The sequence below is a fragment of the Asticcacaulis sp. AND118 genome (assembly GCF_020535245.1).
GTDB lineage: Bacteria > Pseudomonadota > Alphaproteobacteria > Caulobacterales > Caulobacteraceae > Asticcacaulis.
In genome coordinates this window covers 333,883-354,805 of record NZ_CP084911.1, presented here as the reverse complement: position 1 = coordinate 354,805, position 20,923 = coordinate 333,883, and the positions used below count along the sequence as shown (strand labels likewise).

Sequence of the window (20,923 nt, the reverse complement as noted above, 5' to 3'; positions counted from 1 at the left end):
TTCCTATCCAAAACGCTTGATATCGAAGGCCTGCGGGCCCGTGCCGCTATCGACCATATCGGCGACGATCTCACCGGTGACCGGCCCCAGCGTCAGACCCAGATGCTGATGGCCGAAGGCATAGTAGAGATTCGACGCCTTGTCGCTGCGCCCGATAGCCGGCAAATAGTCGGGCAGGGTCGGACGAATGCCCATCCACTGCGCCGGTTCCCCCTGCATCGGCAGGCCCAGATCGGCCACATGCGCCTTGAGCCTCCGCCACTTGCGCGCATCCGGCGCGGCATCGGGCTGGTTCAGTTCGACGAAGCTCCCTGCGCGCAACCCGCCCTCGAAACCGGTCACGATCATCGAGCGATCCTCGAACACCACCGGCGGCATCCCTTCAGGCCAGCCATGTTGCGCGCTCTGTATGTGATAGCCGCGCTCGGCGATCATCGGCACCTTGTAGCCGATTCCCTCCATCAGCGGTTTCGAGCGCGCCCCCGCGCAGACGATCACGGTTTCCGCCGCCCGCATCACCCCGTCGTCGGTCTGCACCTGGGCCTGACCGTCACGAAGGGTCAGCGCCACGGCCTTTTGCCGCACCACCTGCCCACCCGCCTCGACAAAGGCCGCCTCCAGCCGCTCCAGCAACCGGCGATTATCGACCACCTGACCCGTATTCTCGAAACGCACGCCGCCATATATCTTTTTGCCGGTCAGCGCCGACACGGCCGCCATCTCCCCGCCGGTCAGCGAATGAAAGCGTGCGGTTCCGGTATCGGTATCGAGCCACGCCGCCAGACCGGCCTGCGCCGAAGATTCGCTTTCCCACACCACATAATGCCCGTCATCGCGGATCAGGTCCGGCGCGCCCAGATCGGCGACCAGCCGCCGCCAGGCCGGCATCGCCTCCTGCATCAGGGCCGACAGCGCCGCCTTGCCTCTGTTAAAGCGTGCGGGCGCCGCCGCCGCCATCAGCCGCAGACCGAAGGGCAACCATGCCGTAAAACCCGACACGGGAAAGGACAATGCGCCGCCCCGCGCGAACCAGCGGCGATAGGCGCTGCGAATCAATCCCCACGACGCCAGGGGTTCAACCTGCTCTATAGCAATATGGCCCGCATTACCGTAGGATGCGCCCGTACGGGGGGTATCCGGGTCCAGCACAATCACATCACCACGGCGTTTCTGAAGCTCATAGGCGACGGATAAACCTACGATTCCGCCACCGACCACAATTACCTTAGACAAACGTACGATCCTTCTTGCGCCGCATCATCGCATATTGTATACGGTATATATTCTTACGCAAGCAGTTGGAGTAAACTATGAAAGTCGATTGGCGCGGCGTGTTTCCGGCAGTCACCACGCAATTTAAAGAAGACCTATCCATCGACGTGCCGGAAAGCCAGCGCGTAATCGATGACCTCATCAAGGACGGGGTCACCGGCATCATTGCTCTGGGCACCTGCGGCGAGAACAACTCGCTTGAGCCCGACGAAAAGCGCACCCTGCTGTCGGCCATCGTCGAAGTCGTCAACGGCCGTGTGCCGGTCGTCGTCGGCACTTCGGAACTGACCACCCCGCGCGCCGTTGCCTTTGCCAGGGACGCTGAAAAGATCGGCGCCACCGGCCTGATGCTGCTGCCGGCCATGGTTTACGTCCCGAAGACCAACGAACTGGTCGAGCACTTCACGCAGGTCGCCCATGCGACCGGCCTGCCGATCATGCTGTACAACAACCCGACCGCCTACCGCGTCAATATCGGCAACGATGCGCTCGAAGCGCTGCGCCCGGTGAAGAATATCGTGGCGATCAAGGAGTCGGCCGCCGACACCCGCCGCTTCACCGACGTCTACAACGCCTTCGGCGACCGCTATTCGATCTTCGCCGGCCTCGACGATGTGGCCTACGAAGGCCTGCTGCTGGGCGCCCAGGGCTGGGTTTCGGGCCTGACTTCGGCCTTCCCGCATGAATCCGTCATGCTGGTGAAGGCTCTGGAGGCCGGCGACACCAAGACGGCTCTCGAAATCTACCGCTGGTTCCTGCCGCTGCTGCACCTCGACGCCGATCACGATCTGGTCCAGTCGATCAAGCTGGCCGAGCAGATCATGGGTCGCGGTTCGGAACGCGTCCGTATGCCGCGCCTGCCCCTGATCGGCGAGCGTCGCGCTCAGGTCACGAAGATGGTCGAAGACGCCGCCGCTTCGCGTCCGTCTCTGTCGATCAACAAGGCTGCCTAATACGTCATGGGGGAAGGTCGCTTCCCCCATGCGCCCCCATCAGGTACGTAAGTGAAATCCCCTGGGGCGGCCTGCGGTCGATCCTGGGGATTTTTCGTTTTTGGGTTTACGCAAATGACTCGCCATACCTTCTCCTGCATAGACGGCCACACCGCCGGCAATCCGGTGCGTCTGGTCTCCGGCGGCGCGCCGCTGCTGAACGGCGCGACCATGTCCGAACGCCGACAGGACTTCCTCAACCGCTTCGACTGGATCCGAACCGGCCTGTGCTTCGAACCGCGCGGCCACGACATGATGTCGGGCGGCTTCCTCTATCCGCCGACGCGCGAAGACACCGATGCCGGCATCCTGTTCATCGAAACCTCCGGCTGCCTGCCCATGTGCGGCCACGGCACCATCGGCATGGTGACGTTTGCGCTGGAAAACGGTCTGGTCACGCCGCGCACGCCGGGCAAGCTCAAACTCGAAGTGCCTGCCGGCATTATCGACATCGACTTCAAGACCAATGGCCCCAAGGTCACGGCGGTGAAGATCACCAATGTCCCGGCCTATCTGGCCAAGACCGGCATCGAGCTGGACGTGCCGGACTTCGGCCGCATCTCGCTCGACGTCGCCTATGGCGGCAACTACTACGCCATCATCGAGCCCACCGCCGACGGCCCCTATACCGGGCTCGACGATCTGGGCGCGGCGCGCCTCATCGAACTGAGCCGCACTATCCGTAAAATGGTCCGCGAAGTCTATGAGCCCGTCCACCCGCTCGATCCGACCATCCGCGGCGTCAGCCATGTCCTGTGGGCCGACAAGCCGAAGAACGCGGAAGGTGAGACCAACCCCGCCCACGGCCGCAACGCCGTCTTCTACGGCGAGCGCGCCATCGACCGCTCGCCCTGCGGCACCGGCACCTCGGCGCGTCTGGCGCACCTGCACGCCACCGGCCGCCTCGCTGTGGGCGAAGCCTTCATCCACCAGAGCTATATCTGCAGCCGCTTCACCGGCGTGGTGACCAAGGAAGTCGATCTCAACGGTCAGAAGGCGATCATCCCCTCGATCGAAGGTTCGGCCATTTCGACCGGCTTCAACACCATCTGGATCGATCAGGAGGATCAGTTCTGGGAAGGTTTTCAGGTCGTCTGATCCGGGCACACCTGCGACAATCCGTAAACGGAGGGCGCAACGGACAGCCGTTGCGCCCTCTTTTCGTTCATGGCAAAGGAGTACGGCCTCACCTTGTGCACAGAATCACGTTACACATGTTGACTTGTCGGACTTAACGGCACACTGTTACAAAAATGTATAATATATAACCTCTCGCATCGAGTCCTCCATGGCGCTGGTCGTCCAAACCCTCTCCGAGCAAATCTTCACTCTGGTCCGCGATCGGATCATCTCCGGCTCCCTGCCCGTGGATATGGCCATCCGTCAGGATGCGCTGGCCGCCGAACTCGGCGTCAGCAAGATTCCTCTGCGCGAAGCGCTGGTCCGGCTGGAGCAGGAAGGTCTCCTGACCTCTCAGGCCAATCGCGGCTTCTTCGTCCGCCCGATGACCGTCTCGGAAGTCGAGGAAGTCTACGCCCTGCGCCTGAAGATCGAACCGGAAGCCGTGGCTCAGGCCGCCGCCCTGGCCACGCCTGCCGACCACAAGGCCGCACGCGAAGCGCTGGAAGCGCTGGACCGCGCCGCCGCCGAAGATCACAAGAGCGAGGTGGGCAGGTTCAACCGCGCCTTCCACCTGTCGCTCGTCCGTCCGCTGGGCCGGCAGGTGACGCTGCAGATTATCGAGCGCCTCAACATCATCGCCGAGCGCTATGTCTCCAAACACCTTGAGCCCGCCGGCCGCGACGACCGCGCGCATCAAGAACACTCGACGCTTCTGAACCTGTGGATGCAGGGCAAGGGCGAAGAGGCTTCGGCCTTGATGCACGATCACATCGCCGAAACCCTCTACGATCTGCGCAAGGAATTCGAGAACGAGAAACCTGCCTGATCTCCCCGTCACGATACTGGAAAGCGCCCTGCTGGCTGGCCGGACCGGAAGCCTCCTTCGTAACCGGGGCCATGCATACGATTGACGGCGCGTTCGGGGCATAGGCCGAGCAAAAATTGTCACAATCGACCGATAGAAGGCTCCCGGAAACGGGAGCCTTTTTCATGCGTCTGACCTGCCTTGCCTTCACCGCGCTTACAGCCCTTTCCGGCCCGGTGCTCGCTGAAGAGTCACGCAAAGGCGAAGCCAGGACTTGGCAGGCCGGCGATCACCATGTCCACAGCCGCTTTTCCGGCAAGCGCGCCGAAGACGGCGCCTACGTGCTGGGCAAGGACGGCATCTACACCCTTCCCGAAAACGCCCGCCGCGCGCAACAGTACGGCCTGAGTTGGGTCGTGCTGATCGACCACGGCGGCGAAGGGCTGTCGAAGCTGCGCTACGAACAGGCCTATCCTGAGCTATTGGAAGCGCGCGAGGCCGTGCCCGATCTGATCCAGTTCTTCGGCATGGAACTCGATACGCCCGGCGGCGATCATTCCAGCCTGATCATGGCCATCGACCCGAAAGAGGCCGAGACCCTGCGCCATCTGGAGCAGAGCTACAACGCCCACGAAGCCAAAGACCCCGCCCGCGACGATCCGGCGCGCATGATCGCGGCGCTGAAGGAAATGGACGGGCTGAACCCCAAACCCCTCGTCATCGCCAACCACCCCTCGCGCGGCGCGAAGACGCCGGACGGTTATGGCCGCCACACGCCGCAATCCCTGCGCCAGTGGATGGACACCGCCCCCGACGTCGCCGTCGGCATGGAGGGCGCGCCGGGCCATCAGGGCACCAGCCTCAAAGCCAACGCCACGCCGGAAACCCTGCGCAAGCGCGGCTATTACGAGCAGTCCCCGACCTTCGGCGGCTTCGACGCCATGACAGCGAAGGTCGGCGGCGTGTGGGATGCGCTGTTGGGCGAAGGCCGCCATTTCATCGTCACCGCCACCTCGGACTCGCACCGCAATGTCGCCGATGGCGGCGAGGATTTCTGGCCCGGCCAGTACGCCAAGACCTACGTCAAGGCGCGCAAAGACCCGGCGGACATACTGGCGGGCTTACGCGCCGGTCGCGTCTTCATCGCCACTGGCGATCTGGTCAGCGAACTGGATATGGATGTGGGTGGCGCCCATATCGGCGAAACCGCCAAGTTCAAAAAACGTCAGACCGTCACCGTTTCCGTGCGTCTGCGCGACCCGGCCGGCCCGAACGCCAATGGAGACCGTCCAGACCTCAGGCGCGTCGACCTCATCATGGGCGAAATCACCGGCAAGGCGGCGGAGCGCAACGAAACGACGAAGGTGGTCAAAACCTTCACCCCCGCCGATTGGCACCGCGACGGTGAGATCGTGACGTTGAAATGGGCCTTCACCGCCACCACCGACGCCTATCTGCGCCTGCGCGGCACCTCGACCGATGAGGCCGAGCCCCTCCCCGATCCTCTGGGCGAAAACCCGTGGCCGGATCTGTGGGTCTATAGCAGCCCGGTCTATATCAAGGTGCGCTAAAGGCGTCTAAATGCCGGTTTAGGGCGTAAAAGGCGCATGACACAGACGCCTGACAAATCCGATACGCCCAGCCCCGAAATCGCCGCCTGCGGTACGGTCTGCCGTGACGGCCTGACCGTCTATTTCGATGGATCGTGCGCCCTCTGTTCGACGGAAATCCGCTACTATTCGGCTCGGGCCGGTGACACCCTGCGCTTTGTCGATGTGGCCGGCTCCGAAGCCGCACCCGGCGACGACCTGCCACGCGAGGCCGCCCTGCGTCGCCTGCATGTGCGCCAGCCGGACGGCACGCTGGAGTCCGGGGCCCGCGCCTTTATCGCCATCTGGTCGCAGGTGCCGGGCTGGCGCTGGCTGGCGCGACTGGCCCGCCTGCCCGGCGTGGCGTGGCTGCTGGAGCGCGCCTATGGCGCCTTCCTGCCCCTGCGCCCGGCCCTGTCGCGTATCGCCCGCTGTCTCGGTGCGCGGCCCATGCGTCAGCCTTAGAGCCGCTTAATCTAAAGTTGGCCGCCCGCCGTATAGATAACCAGAAGCGCTTCTAGTTCCGAGTTTATCGCCACGTTCGGCACCCCCCAACAGACGGAGATTAACCCTATGACCAAGCGCAATCTATTGCATAAGCTGACGATCGCCCTGATGGCCACCAGCCTGACCCTCCCGGCGGCAGCGCTCGCCCACGATCACGGCGCCAAGCCCACCACGACCATCGTCGAAACGGCCGCCGGCAATCCGAACTTCAGCACTCTGGTTACAGCCGTGAAGGCGGCGGACCTTGCGGGCACCCTCTCCGGCCCCGGTCCCTTCACCGTCTTCGCGCCGACCAATGCGGCCTTCGACGCCTTGCCCCAAGGCACGGTGGCCACGCTGGTCAAGCCGGAAAACAAGGCGCAGTTGACCAAGATCCTGACCTACCACGTCGTCGCCGGTAAGGTGAAGGCCGCCGATCTGATCGCCGCCATTAATGCCCATAACGGCAAGTACACCATCACCACGGTCAGCGGCGACACGTTGACGGCTTCGCTGTCCGGCGGCAAGGTCCTGCTGACCGACGAAGCGGGCGGGGTCGCCACCGTGACCACCACCGATCTCTATCAAAAGAATGGCGTCATCCACGTCATCGACAAGGTGGTTATGCCTAAATAAGAGATAAGGCATTCAAAGGGGGGTCGAATGTTTCGGCCCCCTTTTTTATGGCGACGCTATTTGCGGTCCGAATGGCCCAGATCGCGGTCCGGTGCGATGACGTCCCGCACGCGCTGTTTCAATACCTTGGCGTCGGGGAAGCCACCCTCCCGGACCCGCTCCCAGATCAGCACGCCATCGGTGTGAATCTCGAAGCGCCCGCCCGCGCCGGGGATCAGCGCCACCTCGCCCAGATCGGCCCCGAAGGTCGACAGCAGTTCCTGCGCCATCCACGCCGCACGCAGAAGCCAGTTGCACTGGGTGCAGTAGAGGATCGATACGCGCGGTCCCGTCATAGCTGTCACGACCTGCCGCCGGTCAGTTGCACCCAGCGCGCGAAGCTCTCGACGAAGCCGTCGATGAATTTCGCCGTATCCGGACTGGCGAAAGCCCCGCCGGCGTCCAGCAGGTCCTTGGTGAAGGTCATGTACACCTCCGGCCCGCCCATGACCACCGTTTCGAGAATAACCAGAGTGCTGCGCAGTTGCGACTGCGACACTGCCGTGCCCTGCCGCCCCGGCGACGCGCCGGTAACAGCCACAGGCTTGCCCTTCCACGCATTCTGGCCATAGGGACGCGAGGCCCAGTCGATGGCGTTCTTGGTCACAGCCGGCACCGAGCGGTTATATTCCGGTGTCACAATCAGCACGCCGTCGGCGTCGGCAATCGCCGCCTTGAGTTGCACAACCTTGTCCGGCGGCGAGACCCACAGGTCTTCATTATAGAGCGGCAGGTCCATATCGACATAGCGGAAGTCAAGCCGCCCCGCCGCGATCTTTTCGATGGCGTGGGCGTACTGCCTGTTGAGCGACTCCCGCCTCAGACTACCGACCAGAACCGCGATTTTGGGCATGGGACTCTCCGTGAAATGCGGCGCGATCCTGCGCCGGACGCCTGCGCCGGGCAAGTCCAAAAGCGGATTCGCGGCCCGGGCGATATTATGGCCTTTTCGCAACAGAAAGGCCGAAACATGACTTATCCATGACCAATTCGCCGCATTGCAACCGTTTGTAGGCCGCCATGGGCTCTCGCTGTCATTTGCCTGTCATCCAGCGCCGATAGGGGGTGAGCGCTGTCATTGGCCCGAACGCGCCGTGACAACTTGCCCGTGTGCCTGGGGATAACGGGCTGCGGCACTTTTTGACCGCCCTCTCCGGCGGCATTTTTTTGGGGCATAATATGAAGAAGCAAGTTCTCTGCACGACGGCGATCGTCGTCGCCACGGCCATGTCGCCGTTCGTCGCGGCGGCTCAGGACGCCACTCAGAACACCGCCGCATCGACGCAGGCCGCGACCGGCGAAGACGGCATCGAAACCATCGTCGTCACCGGCACCTACCGCAAGAGCCTTGAGCGCGCCGTCGACATCAAGCGCAAGACGATCGGCTTCTCGGACTCCATCGTCGCCACCGACGTCGCCGACTTCCCGGAACAGAACCTCGCCGAAGCGCTGCAGCGCGTACCGGGCGTCACCATCGAGCGCAACAAGGGTCTTGGCACCCGCGTGAGCGTGCGTGGCCTGCCATCCGAATTCACCCATGTTTCGATCAATGAGCTGGCCACCGCTTCGGGCAGTGGCGGCCGTGATGTCGAGTTCGACATCTTCGCCTCGGAAATCCTGCAACAGGTCACGGTGCACAAGTCGCCGACAGCGGCTGACGAAGAAGGCGGTATCGCCGGTTCAGTGGATATCACCACGGCGCGCCCGTTCGACTTTAAAGGCAGCAAGTTCGTTCTGTCGGTCGAGCAGGCCCACAATTCGATCTCCGAAGAGATCGACCCGCGCATGTCCTTCCTCGCGAGCAAGACCTGGGGCGACTGGGGCGCGCTGGTCTCCTTCTCGAAGACCCAGCGCACCAACCGCACCGACTCCAACTCGGGCATCAATTTCCGCCCGGCCTTCCGCTTCCTCGAAGCCGGCGGCACGCGTGAAGCCACGGCCCGCGCCACCCTGCTGCGCGACGTCGGTCTTAACCTGTCGGACGCCGACATGGACAACCGCGACGTGACCGGCCGCATCATCTTCCAGGACAAGGTCGGCGACCGCGTCTATCTTAATGATCAGGACAAGTGGGGCGCGACCGCCGCGATCCAGTACCGCCCGTCATCGAACTTCAACCTCGCTTTTGACGCCATGATCGGCAGCTACGACTCGACCGAGGACGAGTACGATATCGCCGCCTATTCGGCCTCCAGCCGTTCGACCTTCGAGACCGTCCACGCCTATGATAAGCAGACCCTGTCGCAATACGGCATGACCGTCCTGCGCGATGTTTCCTATACGGCGACCCAACATGAGTTCCTGAGCAAGGAAACCATCCGTGAAACCGACTATGCCCAGTTCGGCGGTGAGTTGAACTGGCGCGGCACCGACTGGCACCTGAAGGCCATCGCTGGCTATTCAGGCGCGGAAAAGACCACCGACTACGCCAATCTGAAGCACGTCGCCTATGCCCCGTCGCGTACCCGTTGGACGGCGACCGGCGGCGAAACGATCAAAAGCGCCAATCCGGCCTCGATCGACATGTATAATTCGCCGTCCAAATACCTGTTTGAGGCCTATGAAACCACGCTCGAAAAAGTCACGGACGACAAGTACGCAGCTCAGGTCGATTATACCCGTCGCTTCGCCCTGTCGGCCTTCCCGGCCCTGCAAAGCGTCTCGGTTGGCGTGCGCTATACCGACAAGTCGAAAGAGCGTCAGTATGGCTCGCGTAACATTCAGGGCCCCTCTGCCGGCAGCACGGCGTGGCTGAACACCCGCACCCTGGCGGACAGCGAACTGCAATGGATCGGCGACATCGTGCCGGGCGGCGGATACACGGTACGCGACCTGAACTGGCAGCAGGTGTCGAATGAGTACGCCCGCAAGACCTTCCGCTATGCCGGCTTCGTCACGCCTTACGACGTCTCGCAGTATTACGAAGTGGCCGAGCAGGTCACCAGCGCCTACGCCATGGCCGACTTCGCCTTCGACATCGGCCCGGTGCCGGTCGTAATCAACACCGGCGCGCGCTATGTCGATACCACGGTCACCTCGGCGGGCTACCATCAGATCCAGAACCCCAATGGTACGACCGGTTACACCGCCGCCCCCGTGTCGATGGAAGGCACCTATCAGAAGTGGCTGCCGAGCTTCAACGCCACGGCCGAGTTGATGGACGACCTGATCCTGCGCGCGGCCGCCTCGGAAACCCTGATGCGTCCGGCCCTGACCGACCTCGCCTACAAGCGCACGGCCAGCTTCAACTCGTTCCGCTTCACCGACGGCAACCCGAATCTGAAGCCGACCTACGCCAAGCAGTGGGAAGTTGGTCTTGAAAAATACCTGCCGCAAGGCGGTCTGGTCTCGGCCTCCTACTTCTGGAAGGAGATCGAGGGCGTAGTGCGTCAGGCCCTGACCGGCACGGTGCCGAACGTGACGAAGTACAATGCCAACGGCACGATCGATGGCGTCTATACCTTCGACGTCTATCAGCCGATTAACGCCGAAGGATCCTATGAGGTTTCGGGTGTTGAACTGGTCGCCGTTGTGCCGTTCGGTCTGATCCACCCGCGCCTCGAAGGCTTCGGTATCAATGCCAACTACACCATGCTCGATAACTCGCTGACCGGCACGTCGATCCTGAAAATCCCGACCCCGCCGATCGGCCTGGCCGAAAGCACCTATAACTTCACCGCCTATTACGAAAATGATCGCTTCGATGCGCGCGTCTCTTATAACTACAAGGACGAGTATGTCGAAGGGATCGGTTACGAAATGTACCCGATCTGGCGCGACGGCTACGGTCAGGTCGATTTCTCGGTGTCGTACAACATCAGCGACAAGGCCCAGCTCAGCCTGAAGGGCATCAACATGACGGACGAAGCCACCACCGGCTACACCATGGACCCGTCCTTCCCGACGACCTACGAACTGTCGGGCCGCCGCGTCAGCCTGGGCCTGCGCGTCGAGTTCTGATCCGTCACAAAGTCAGCGTAAGAGAGGGCACGGGCCGCAAGGTCCGTGCCCTTGTCTTTTTACCGGAGTCGACGATGATCCGTTCGCTAGAGCGCAATCCGATAAAGTGGGCACCACTTTTCGGAAAAATTGTGCGACCACTCAAAAACTTAGAGCGAGATGATGTTTCCACTTTAAATCATCTCGCTCTAAAAATTGCGCTGCTGCTGTGCGCCATGCCCGGCGTCTTGCCGGCACAATCTCTTGAGCCCTCGGCGCCCGCCGGGCTGCACATGAACGACATCCAGACGGTCGGCACGCACAACAGCTACAACATCGCCATTCCGGCGTCCGAACTGGCCCTGATCCGCGCCCGCCATGGCGCGGGCGCCGATGCGCTCGACTACGGCCACCTGCCGCTGGCGCAGCAGCTTGATCTCGGCATGCGCCAGTTGGAGATCGACCTCCTTTACGACCCCGAAGGCGGCCGTTACGCCCATCCGCGCCTGCCGCAGATCAGCGGCGAGCCCTACGACGCCACCGGCATGGACAAGCCGGGCTATAAGGTGCTGCACATGCCCGACGCCGACGTGCGCAGCCATTGCCGCACCTTCGTGCAGTGCCTGACGCAGATTCGCGACTGGTCCGACGCCCATCCGCACCACGTGCCGATCCTGATCATGATGAACGCCAAGGACGGTCAGCCCAGCCTCGAAGGCGGCGTCAAGCCGTTCGACTACGACGCCAGGGCCTTCGACGCGCTGGATAGCGAAATCCGCTCGGTTTTTGGTCCTGAGCGCCTTATCGAGCCAGACGACGTGCGCGGCACGCACAAAACCCTGCGCGAAGGCGCACGGGCCGGCGGCTGGCCCACGCTCGAAGCCGCGCGCGGCAAGGTCTTTTTCGCGCTCGACGAAGGCCCCGCCAAGGTGGCGGTCTATATGCGCGGCCACGCCTCGCTGGAGGGCCTGCCCGTCTTCGTCAATTCGGTCTCCGAAGACGCCGCCCACGCCGCCTATTTCACCCTCAATGATCCGGTTGGACAGTTCGCACGTATAACAGCCGTCGTAAAATCTGGCTTCATCGTGCGCACCCGCGCCGACGCCGAAACCAGAGAAGCGCGCACCAACGACCGCACGCGCTTCGAAAAGGCCCTTGAGTCCGGTGCTCAGTATATCTCTACCGACTACCCCACGCCACGCCGCGAATGGAGTTCCTATAGCGTACACCTGCCGGAAACCGTCGCCGCCCGCGCCAATCCGGTGCGCATCCCTAAGGCGGACAAGTGATTTCGCCGATAACGACAGTGCCCGCCCTTACCCTAGGTCAAGGGCGGGTGTACTGCGCCTAAGGATAGATGTGGCTGCGCAGTAATCTCTGTTCTCTATACTGTGGTGAACACAATTCCCAGGTGTTTAGCCGTTTCGAAACTTCCTAAACAGGGCATTTATTTCAATTTTTTATATCACCTCAGTTGACTTACGACACAAACTGCTGTTTTGGAAAGGAAAGGTAAAAGAGGATTCTTGATTATGGAAGATCAAAACAAGCTGACCGATCTGGTTGTCGACATTGTCACCGCGTATGTTGGCAATAATTCGGTGCCCGCTTCGGAGCTGCCCGCACTGATCCATTCGGTGCACAAGGCGCTGGGCGGCCTGGCCAGCGAGCCGGAAGCAAAAATCGAGGAAGCCAAGACACCCGCCGTTTCGATCAAGAAGTCCATCTCCGACGATTACATCATTTGTCTGGAAGACGGCCGCAAGTTCAAGTCGCTCAAGCGTCACCTGCGCACCAAATACAATATGAGCCCCGAAGAATACCGCGCCAAATGGAACCTGCCGAAGGATTATCCGATGGTGGCCCCGAACTATGCCGCGGCGCGTTCGAACCTCGCCAAGCAGATGGGCCTCGGCACCGGCGGTCGTCAGGCCGCCCGCAAGCCGCGCAAGGCATCCTGAGCTTTCGACCTTCCTAAGATCGGAAATGGAAATGGCAGGCCCCTCACGGCCTGCCATTTTTATTTTGAGCCGAAATGGCGGCGCATCACGCTGTCCAGTTCCGACAGCAGCCCCCGCCGCTCGGCCGCGCTGAGATTGTGGGCTTCCGGCGGCAGATGCGCGAAATCCTCAGGTCGCGGATCGGCGATATGCCGGCGGAACATCTTTTGCCAGTAGGCCTGGTCGGCCTCGCTCAACCCGGCCAGACAGGCCAGGGCCTGATTGAAGGCGATGGCGGGGTTTTCCAGCGGGCTGGCATAGGCGCCCCACCAGAAATTGACCAGCATACCCACCGGCCCTTCCGCCGTCACCTGATGCCACCAGTAGCGCGGGATGAACAGGACGTCGCCCGGCTCCAGCGTTACCGACTGCGCGCGCTCAAACGCCTGACGCAGGCGCGGAAAGGCCTCATAGTCCGGCGCGTCGAGATTGGCGACGGAGATGGGGCGCCCGGACGGCGTATGGCTCAGCGAACCGATGTACAGATTGTCGACCTCATCAGGCGGAAACAGCAGAAAGTGCCGCCGTCCGGCCACCACACAGGCCAGATTGAGATCATGGTCGTTATGCAGCGCCGCGCGTGTCGCATTGCCGATCCACAAACGCGGCATGACTTCCGCGGGCAGCAACGGCATCGGGTTCTGCGCAGCGAAATCCGGCGCATGATCGGCTGCCGGGGCCGACTGCAGATAAAGGCCCGGCGGCAGGGGATGCGCGCTGAGGCGAAGCAGCCCGGCCATGAACTCGGACAAGGTCTGTTCTGATCGGCTGAAATTCAACGCTTCCAGGTCGGGCGTATAGCCGAAGCGGCCCTTTATGTGCGGACTGGCGTTGAGCACCGTCGCCGGACGGCCATTGTCGAGATCGCTCAGATAGGCCGCCAGCGCCGCCATGCCTTCGCGCGCCTTGATCACGGCCGGCCAGCGGGCCACCAGATCCCGCGCCACGAAGGGGGCGACACCTCTGCGGATCCGCGTGCGCACCTCCGAAATGTCCGCCGGGTCCACGGCCTCGACCGGTGCTGTGTGCGGGCTCATCGAATCTCTCTTTCTCGCCTTTCACGGGCGGCGGATTTGGCGTGCAGATTCGATTGTCCCGCGCTGTCAAGTCAAGCCCGCCCCACCATTTTCATGCGTCAAAAAAAGTGTCGATAGCCCTGACCGGCGAAAACATATGAGACAAAAATGTTACATCTGAATTAGTCGTACAAAACGAAGCAAGGTTTGTAGGATAATTCAAATTATTGTTTTTTATTTGACTTTTCTACCCTCAATACCCCACCTCTTTTTTCCATGACAACGTTGGACAAAGGCGTTTGAGTTTTTTTAAATCAAATTTATTTAATGCGTTTTCAAAACTGTCATCTTGTTATACCTCTAAACTGCCGAGGCGTGCGGACCTGATCCGCAGGCCATCGACCCCGCAAGCCATAAGGCTCAGGGCAATAATAAAGTTGTTACAGGTTTCGGGAATCCCATGAAATCCAGGGCGCACGACCTTTCGTGCCGTCGCCGGATAACTGTTCCCCGAAGCCGTCAGAGATGAAGAGCGGTCAGGGAGGACTTGAACATCATGACAGTTAAGCTGAAGCACAGCGTTTCCGCTATGGCGCTTCTCGTTTCGGTAGGCGTGGCTATGGCCGGAGCGGCCAGCGCGCAGACCGAAACAAAAGCCGATGAGCCCCAGGAAGTCGTCGTCGTCGGTGCGCGCAAGGCATTGCAGAGCGCCCAGCAAATCAAGAAGAACGCCGATACGGTCGTCGATTCGATCACCGCCAACGACATCGGGGCCTTCCCGGACAAGTCGGTGGCCGAAGCGTTGCAGCGCGTCGCCGGCATCACCGTCAACCGCTTCGCCGCGACCGGCGACACGGCGCACTTCTCGGCGGAACCGTCGGGCGTCGTGGTGCGCGGCCTTCAGCAGGTCCGCTCGGAATTCAACGGTCGCGACATCTTCACCGCCGACTCCAACCGCGGCCTGTCGTGGTCGGACGTGTCGCCGGAACTGATGGGCGGCGTTGATGTGTATAAAAATCAGACCGCCGAACTGATCGAAGGCGGCATTGCCGGCACGGTCAATCTGCGCACCCGTCTGCCCTTCGACCAGAAAGGCCGCGTTCTGGCGGCCACGGCCGAATATACCTATGGCGACCTGGTTGGTAAGGGCGCCGCCTCGGTGTCGGGCATCTATGCCGACCGCTGGGACACGGAACTGGGCGAATTCGGCGTGATGATCAACGCCGCCCATTCGGAAGTCTACACCAATTCGGAAGGCGTGCAGTTGGGCCGCATGGCGCTGCATTCCAATGCCGCGACCTGGGGCACCACCGCCATGCGGTACTACCCCACCAATATCTCCCTGCGCGACAACATCTATAATCGCGTGCGAGACGGTTTGGCCTTCGCCGCCCAGTGGAAAAGCAATGACGGCAATGTGACCGCTACCTTCCAGTACAACCAGTCGAAGAAGCAGGAAAAGTGGGAGGAGTACGTCTCCACCGCTTACAGCGGCACCGACATGTGGGCCAAGGACATCGAGTACTATTCGGAAAGTGCGTCGGAAGCCCAGTGCAAGACCGGCACCACCTGCACCTTTGATTCCAACGGCTTCCTGCAAAAGGGCACGCTGCTCGCCTCTTCCGACGTCTGGTACGGCCAGACTCCGGCCAACCCCAAGGCCAGCTCGTCCGGCACCTTGCCCTGCTACTCATGGGAAGCCTGCGGCGGCTCGCAACGCGGCACCGGTTACGCCACCTCGACCCGGTTCAGCGACAGCGTCAACGACACCAAGGATGCCTCGTTCAATCTGAAATGGCAGGTCAGCGACAAGCTGTTCACCAGCTTCGACGTTCAATATGTCGACGCTATTCAGACCAATTACGACATCTCCGGTACGCTTTCGACCTTCGCCGATGTCACCTGGGATCTGACGGGCGATCTGCCGAAGTTCACCCTGGCCAACGCCACGGGCTTCCAGCTCGCGACGGGCGGTGTGGCCAATCCGGAAAACTACCGCCTCAACGACCTGATGGACCACGTCACGGACTCGGACGGCAACGAGTTCGCCGTGCGCGCCGACGCCAATTACAGCTTCGACTCCCCGTGGCTGAACATGATCAAGTTCGGCGTGCGTCACGCCGAACGCGAACAGACGGTGCGCTGGTCGATCTATAACTGGGCCAATGTCGTCAACACCTGGACGACCTACGGTAGCTGGAACGACTACTTCATCACCGGCTCGGCCTTCCCGGACAAGACAGCCTACGGCACGCGCACCTTCGACGAGGACTTCTACGGCGGCGGGCTGACCAATGCCAATACGGCGGTCTATCTCAACATAGACCTGCTGAAAGACCGCGAGAAACTGGCCAATACCTTCAACGCCACCGTCTATCCGGCCGGCGGCACCAATGTCTGGCAACCGGTGTGCAAGCGTACCGGCATCGATTCCCGCTGCTTCCGCCCGTCGGAAATCGCCGAAGTGTCGGAAGTCACGGACGCCGCATACATTCAGCTCAAGTTCGGTGGCGACGACGCCCTGCTGTTCGGCAAGGCGGTCACCGGCAATATCGGCGTCCGCTACGTCGAAACCACGAACGAGAGCACCGGCGGCATCAATTTCGGCAACCAGATCGCCTATGATGCGGACCCGACCTCACCGGTGCTCGGCCCGAACGGCGACCCGCTGCTGAATCCCGACGGTTCGCCGGTAACCTCTATCAACTACAGCTACTACGTCTCGGCCGCCGACCGCGCTTTCATGACGCAGAATAACACCCGGACGACGGCCAGCATCACGCATAAGAACTGGTTGCCCAGCTTCAACGCGCGGATGACGCTGGATGATACCTGGTATGTGCGTATTGCCGCTTCGCGCGCCATGTCGCGCCCGGACATCGGCAACCTGAAGTCCTATACCTCGGTCAATGCCGCCCTGCCGAATATCGCCGATCGCGTGTGCGGCAAGGGTCTGGTGTGTAACTCGTCCGGTCAGATCCAGTCGGTCGTCATGACCTATACCGGCGATGCCCAGAACCCGTACCTGAAGCCGGTGACGGCGGATCAGTTCGACCTGTCGTTCGAAAACTACTTCTCCTCGACCGGTTCGTTCACCTTCTCGCTGTTCTACAAGCAGTTCCACGACTACATCACCTATGGCCGCTATATCCGCGACTTCACCAATCAGGGCGTGACCCGTTCGGTGGAAATGCGCGGTCCGGTCAATGGCGACGGTGGCGCGATCAAGGGCTGGGAACTGTCCTACAAGCGCTTCTTCGACGGCCTGCCTTCGCCGTGGAACGGCCTCGGCGTCGACTTCAACTACACCATGCTCAACAATACGGGCATCAAGTCGACCAATGTCGTGGTCAACTCCGGCGACGGCACCTCGGGTCAGACCGGCGGCGGCACCTCGGTAGCGGCCAAGTCCTTCACCGACCTGCCCCTGGAAGGTTTGTCGGACAAGACGTTCAACCTGGTCGGCATGTACGAAAAGGGCGCCTGGTCGGCCCGTCTCGCCTATAACTGGCGGTCGGAATTCCTGGTCACCTCGCAGGACTGCTGTATCGCTCTGCCGATCTGGCAGGAATCGGCGGGTTATCTCGATGCGCGTCTGGCCTATCGCTTCAACGACAATATCGAAGTGTCGGTCGAAGGCACCAACCTGCTCGACACCGAGACCGTGCTGCTGCAACAGGTCGACGGTCCGACCAATGCCCATCCGAACGACACGCGTCTGCTTCTGCCGAACGCGTGGTTCAAGAACGACCGCCGGGTTCAGGCTCAGGTTCGCCTGAAGTTCTGATAACGACGTCGCGTGCCGCCGTCCGGAGGCTCCTCTTGTCTCCGGACGGCGCAATCTCGCGCAGCGATTTCGGTCGGTGCGTGAATCTCCCTCCGTCATCCGCGGAAAACCTTGCTGGGCGCATCACGCGATTGTGGTGCGTCCTGTTTTTATCTGTATGCGCAACGCCTTGACGGACGCGGCTACGGACCGATAGCCTCACACAAAGAGTATAAGGGGAAACAGGGATGGCCCCCATTCGTAACATCACCATTTTGGGCGGCGGCACCTCCGGCTGGATGGCTGCCGCCGTGCTGGTCCGCGCGTTTAAGCCCGGCCTCTGCACCGTCCGCCTGATCGAGTCCGAGGACATCGGCATTGTCGGCGTCGGCGAGGCCACCCTGCCGCAGGTGCGCGACTTCAATACCTTTCTCGGCCTCGATGAGCCCGAATTCATGCGGGCGACCAACGCCACCTTCAAGCTGGGGATCGAGTTCCGCGGCTGGGGCATGTCCGGCAGCTATCACCACCCCTTCGGCGTCCACGGTCAGTCGGCCGGCGGCATTCCCTTCCATCAGTTGTGGCTGCGGGCCCGGACCTTCATGGATCCCGGCCCCATCGAAGACTATTCCTTCCCAATCCGTCTGGCGCGCGAAAGCCGCTTCGACTTCCCCATCGAAGACCCGAAATCCATCCGTTCGACCTACGCCTACGCCTACCATTTCGACGCCGTGCTCTATGCCCGCTACCTGCGCCAGTGGTGCGAGGCGCGCGGCGTGCAACGCATCGAAGGCAAGGTCACCGGCGTCAACCAGAACCCCGAAACCGGTTTCGTCGAGACCCTGACGCTGGAAAACGGCGAAACGGTCGGCGGAGACCTGTTCATCGATTGCTCCGGCTTCCGCGCCGTCATTGCCGGGCAAACGCTGAACAGCGGCTGGGAGGACTGGACGCCGTGGTTGCCGTGCGATCGCGCGCTGGCCGTGCCGACCGAGCGCACCGAAGACCTCACCCCCTATACCCGCGCCACGGCGCGCGAGGCCGGCTGGACGTGGCGCATCCCGCTCCAGCACCGCACCGGCAACGGCTACGTCTTCTCCAGCCGCTTCACCACCGAAGACCGCGCCCGCGAGGTGCTGCTGGGCGCGCTCGATGCCCGCGCTCAGGCCGAACCGCGCCTCCTGCGCTTTCAGGCGGGCCGCCGCACCGCCTCGTGGACGAAGAATGTCATCGCGCTCGGCCTGGCGTCTGGTTTTCTGGAACCGCTGGAATCGACCAGCATCTACCTGTCGCAGATCGCCCTGACCTTCCTGATGCGCCTGATGCCTGATGCCCGCTTCGATCCGGCGCTGGCTGACGAATTCAATCGCCTGATCGATATCGAATACGAGCGCGTGCGCGACTTTCTTATTCTGCATTACCACGCCAATACGGGCAGTTCCGGCCCGCTGTGGGACTATGTGCGCAGCATGGACGTGCCCGACAGCCTCAAGGCGAAGATGGAGATGTTCCGCCATCGCGGCCACGTCCCGCACTATAAGGACGGCCTGTTTTCCCCGGCAAGCTGGATCGCCGTCTTTATGGGGCAGGACGTCACGCCGCAGGCCTATGACCGGCAGGCCGATGCTTTGAGCCAGGAGGCCCTGACCCGCTATCTGAAAGACTTGAAGCGCAAGATCGATACCAATCTCGCCGTCCTGCCGAGCCACGCCGACTTTGTGGCGGGTCATTGCTTCGACCCGAAGGCCGCGGAGGCCGCCCATGTCTGAGGCCCCTCGCCCCGTGAAAACCGTCGTCATCGTCGGTCGCGACGAAGCCCTGTGGCTGACCGCCAACGTGCTGCACCGCGCCCTGCGTGCGTCGGGACTGACCCTGACCGCCGTCGAGTTACCCTCCCTGCTGCGGCCCGGCGAAGTCATCCCGACGCTGGGCAGCCAGTCGGCCTTCCATACCCTGCTCGGCCTCGACGAAACCCTGCTGATAGAGGCCATCGGCGCGACCTTTACGCTCGGTCAGCGCTTTGTCGGTTGGGCGAAGAACAAACCGCCCTTCATGCTCGGCTATTCCAGCGTCGGCGTGCCGCTGGAGCGCATCCCGTTTCATCACCATTGGGGGCGTGCCCGCGCCGGCGGCCTGACCGCCGCTTACGAGGATTTCGCCATTAACGCCGTGGCGGCGAAAAATGGCCGCTTCGTTACCGGCGGCACCGATCTGCAGGGCTTTGCTCAGTCGGAATACGGCTACCACCTGCCCGCCCTGCCCTATGTCGAGGTCTTGCGCGAAACGGCGCAGACGCGCGGCATCGCGCAGGTCAAGGCGCACCACGTCTCGCCCGATCACGACGGCGAGCGGATGCGCGCGGTCGTTCTGTCCGATGGCACGCGCATCGAGGGCGACCTGTTTATCGACGCCACCGGCGGCGACGCCCGTCTGTTGTCGCAGATGCCCGGCACAGGCTTCAACTCGTGGCGGTCGTGGTTTCCCTGCGACCGCTTCCTGACCGGCTACGCCGCGCCCATGTCGCCCCTGCCCGCCTATGCGCAGATCACCGCCTTCCGTTCCGGCTGGACCGGGCTGTTCCCGGTGCGCGACTATACGGCCCTGCAACAGGTCTATCTGAGCAGCGACCTCAGCGATGACGAGGCCTTTGAAATGGCCGGCATGGTCGCCAGCCTGCCCTTCAACCCGCAGGCCACGGTGACGCCGTTCGAGGCCGGCCGACGGGCGCAGGCCTGGTCCGGCAATGTCATCGCGCTGGGCGAAGCGGCGGCCGTGTTCGACCCGCTCGACAGCGTGCGCATGCCCGCCCTGCTCACCGGCCTGTCGCATCTCGTCTCGCTGTTCCCGCTCGATACGGGCTGTATCGAAGCCGCCGTCTATAACCGCACCGTAACCCAGGCCTATGAGCGGCTGCGTGATTTTCAATGCCTGCATTACAAGTTGAACCAACGCCGCGACCAGCCGTTATGGGACCGTCTGCGGGGCGCGGAACCGCCGGAAACCGTGGCGCACAAACTCCGTCTGTTCGCCGCGCGCGGCCATATGCCCATGTACGATGACGAAGCCTTCGACGAGGCCCTGTGGATCGCCGCCTGCATCGGCCACGGTCTGATTCCGGAGGCCTGCGACCCCATGGCCGATCAGGTGCCTGAGCCGCAGGTCATTGCGCACTTCCAGAAGGTGCTCGGCTATCTGCGCCAGCAGGTCGAGGCCCTGCCGCCCATGGAAGCCGTACTGAAGCGCCAGATGCAGCGAGCCTGA

Annotated in this window: 16 protein-coding genes; 12 read left to right on the top strand and 4 right to left on the bottom strand. The window is 62.3% G+C overall.

Translation table 11 applies throughout. The annotated features are described in order from the left end of the window. Nucleotides 1-3 precede the first annotated feature (3 nt). The gene (locus LH365_RS15100; protein WP_226746178.1) at nt 4-1,233 is read right to left on the bottom strand and encodes an FAD-binding oxidoreductase; all 1,230 of its coding nucleotides are present in this window, start codon (nt 1,231-1,233) and stop codon (nt 4-6) included. 77 nt (nt 1,234-1,310) lie between these two features. On the opposite strand from LH365_RS15100, the gene LH365_RS15095 reads away from it, so the two are divergent. The 6 genes from LH365_RS15095 (at nt 1,311) to LH365_RS15070 (ending at nt 6,902) form a co-directional block, all read left to right on the top strand. Further along, nucleotides 1,311-2,225 carry a dihydrodipicolinate synthase family protein gene (locus tag LH365_RS15095; protein ID WP_226746177.1) on the top strand — a complete coding sequence of 305 codons (915 nt, stop codon included), beginning with the start codon at nt 1,311-1,313 and terminating at the stop codon, nt 2,223-2,225. A 114-nt stretch (nt 2,226-2,339) separates the two neighbouring features. Further along, the gene (locus LH365_RS15090) at nt 2,340-3,362 is read left to right on the top strand and encodes a 4-hydroxyproline epimerase (protein ID WP_226746176.1); all 1,023 of its coding nucleotides are present in this window, start codon (nt 2,340-2,342) and stop codon (nt 3,360-3,362) included. A gap of 190 nt (nt 3,363-3,552) precedes the next feature. Then, a complete protein-coding gene (locus LH365_RS15085) occupies nt 3,553-4,212 on the top strand; it encodes a GntR family transcriptional regulator (protein ID WP_226746175.1) in 660 nt (219 codons plus the stop codon). Between the two features lie 164 nt (nt 4,213-4,376). Beyond that, nucleotides 4,377-5,762, top strand: a complete 1,386-nt coding sequence (locus tag LH365_RS15080) for a phosphoesterase (protein WP_226746174.1) — start codon at nt 4,377-4,379, stop codon at nt 5,760-5,762. A gap of 36 nt (nt 5,763-5,798) precedes the next feature. Further along, nucleotides 5,799-6,245: a thiol-disulfide oxidoreductase DCC family protein gene (locus tag LH365_RS15075; protein WP_226746173.1), complete on the top strand. Its 447-nt coding sequence runs from the start codon at nt 5,799-5,801 to the stop codon at nt 6,243-6,245. A gap of 108 nt (nt 6,246-6,353) precedes the next feature. Continuing rightward, complete coding sequence (locus LH365_RS15070; protein WP_226746172.1) at nt 6,354-6,902, top strand: fasciclin domain-containing protein; 549 nt, start codon at nt 6,354-6,356, stop codon at nt 6,900-6,902. A gap of 56 nt (nt 6,903-6,958) precedes the next feature. Here the strand turns inward: LH365_RS15070 and LH365_RS15065 are convergent, their stop codons facing one another. Both LH365_RS15065 and LH365_RS15060 read right to left on the bottom strand, forming a co-directional pair. Then, nucleotides 6,959-7,237 carry a SelT/SelW/SelH family protein gene (locus LH365_RS15065; RefSeq protein WP_226746289.1) on the bottom strand — a complete coding sequence of 93 codons (279 nt, stop codon included), beginning with the start codon at nt 7,235-7,237 and terminating at the stop codon, nt 6,959-6,961. 5 nt (nt 7,238-7,242) lie between these two features. Next, nucleotides 7,243-7,794: an NADPH-dependent FMN reductase gene (locus tag LH365_RS15060; protein ID WP_226746171.1), complete on the bottom strand. Its 552-nt coding sequence runs from the start codon at nt 7,792-7,794 to the stop codon at nt 7,243-7,245. A 326-nt stretch (nt 7,795-8,120) separates the two neighbouring features. On the opposite strand from LH365_RS15060, the gene LH365_RS15055 reads away from it, so the two are divergent. The 3 genes from LH365_RS15055 (at nt 8,121) to LH365_RS15045 (ending at nt 12,841) form a co-directional block, all read left to right on the top strand. After that, nucleotides 8,121-10,901, top strand: a complete 2,781-nt coding sequence (locus LH365_RS15055; protein WP_226746170.1) for a TonB-dependent receptor — start codon at nt 8,121-8,123, stop codon at nt 10,899-10,901. A gap of 215 nt (nt 10,902-11,116) precedes the next feature. Beyond that, nucleotides 11,117-12,169, top strand: coding sequence for a phosphatidylinositol-specific phospholipase C1-like protein (locus LH365_RS15050; protein WP_226746169.1), 1,053 nt, complete (start codon nt 11,117-11,119; stop codon nt 12,167-12,169). A 243-nt stretch (nt 12,170-12,412) separates the two neighbouring features. Then, on the top strand, nt 12,413-12,841 hold the full coding sequence (locus LH365_RS15045; RefSeq protein WP_226746168.1) for a MucR family transcriptional regulator: 429 nt from the start codon (nt 12,413-12,415) through the stop codon (nt 12,839-12,841). Nucleotides 12,842-12,900: 59 nt separating this feature from the next. Here LH365_RS15045 and LH365_RS15040 read toward each other — a convergent pair whose 3' ends face one another. After that, nucleotides 12,901-13,917 (bottom strand): cupin-like domain-containing protein, encoded by a 1,017-nt coding sequence (locus tag LH365_RS15040; RefSeq protein ID WP_226746167.1) that lies wholly within the window; start codon nt 13,915-13,917, stop codon nt 12,901-12,903. Nucleotides 13,918-14,452: 535 nt separating this feature from the next. Here LH365_RS15040 and LH365_RS15035 point away from each other — a divergent pair. From LH365_RS15035 to LH365_RS15025, 3 genes are all read left to right on the top strand, one after another. Continuing rightward, nucleotides 14,453-17,683 (top strand): TonB-dependent receptor, encoded by a 3,231-nt coding sequence (locus tag LH365_RS15035; RefSeq protein WP_226746166.1) that lies wholly within the window; start codon nt 14,453-14,455, stop codon nt 17,681-17,683. A gap of 227 nt (nt 17,684-17,910) precedes the next feature. Next, a complete protein-coding gene (locus LH365_RS15030; RefSeq protein WP_226746165.1) occupies nt 17,911-19,431 on the top strand; it encodes a tryptophan halogenase family protein in 1,521 nt (506 codons plus the stop codon). Further along, nucleotides 19,424-20,923, top strand: a complete 1,500-nt coding sequence (locus LH365_RS15025) for a tryptophan halogenase family protein (protein WP_226746164.1) — start codon at nt 19,424-19,426, stop codon at nt 20,921-20,923. Before LH365_RS15030 ends, LH365_RS15025 begins: the two co-directional genes overlap by 8 nt.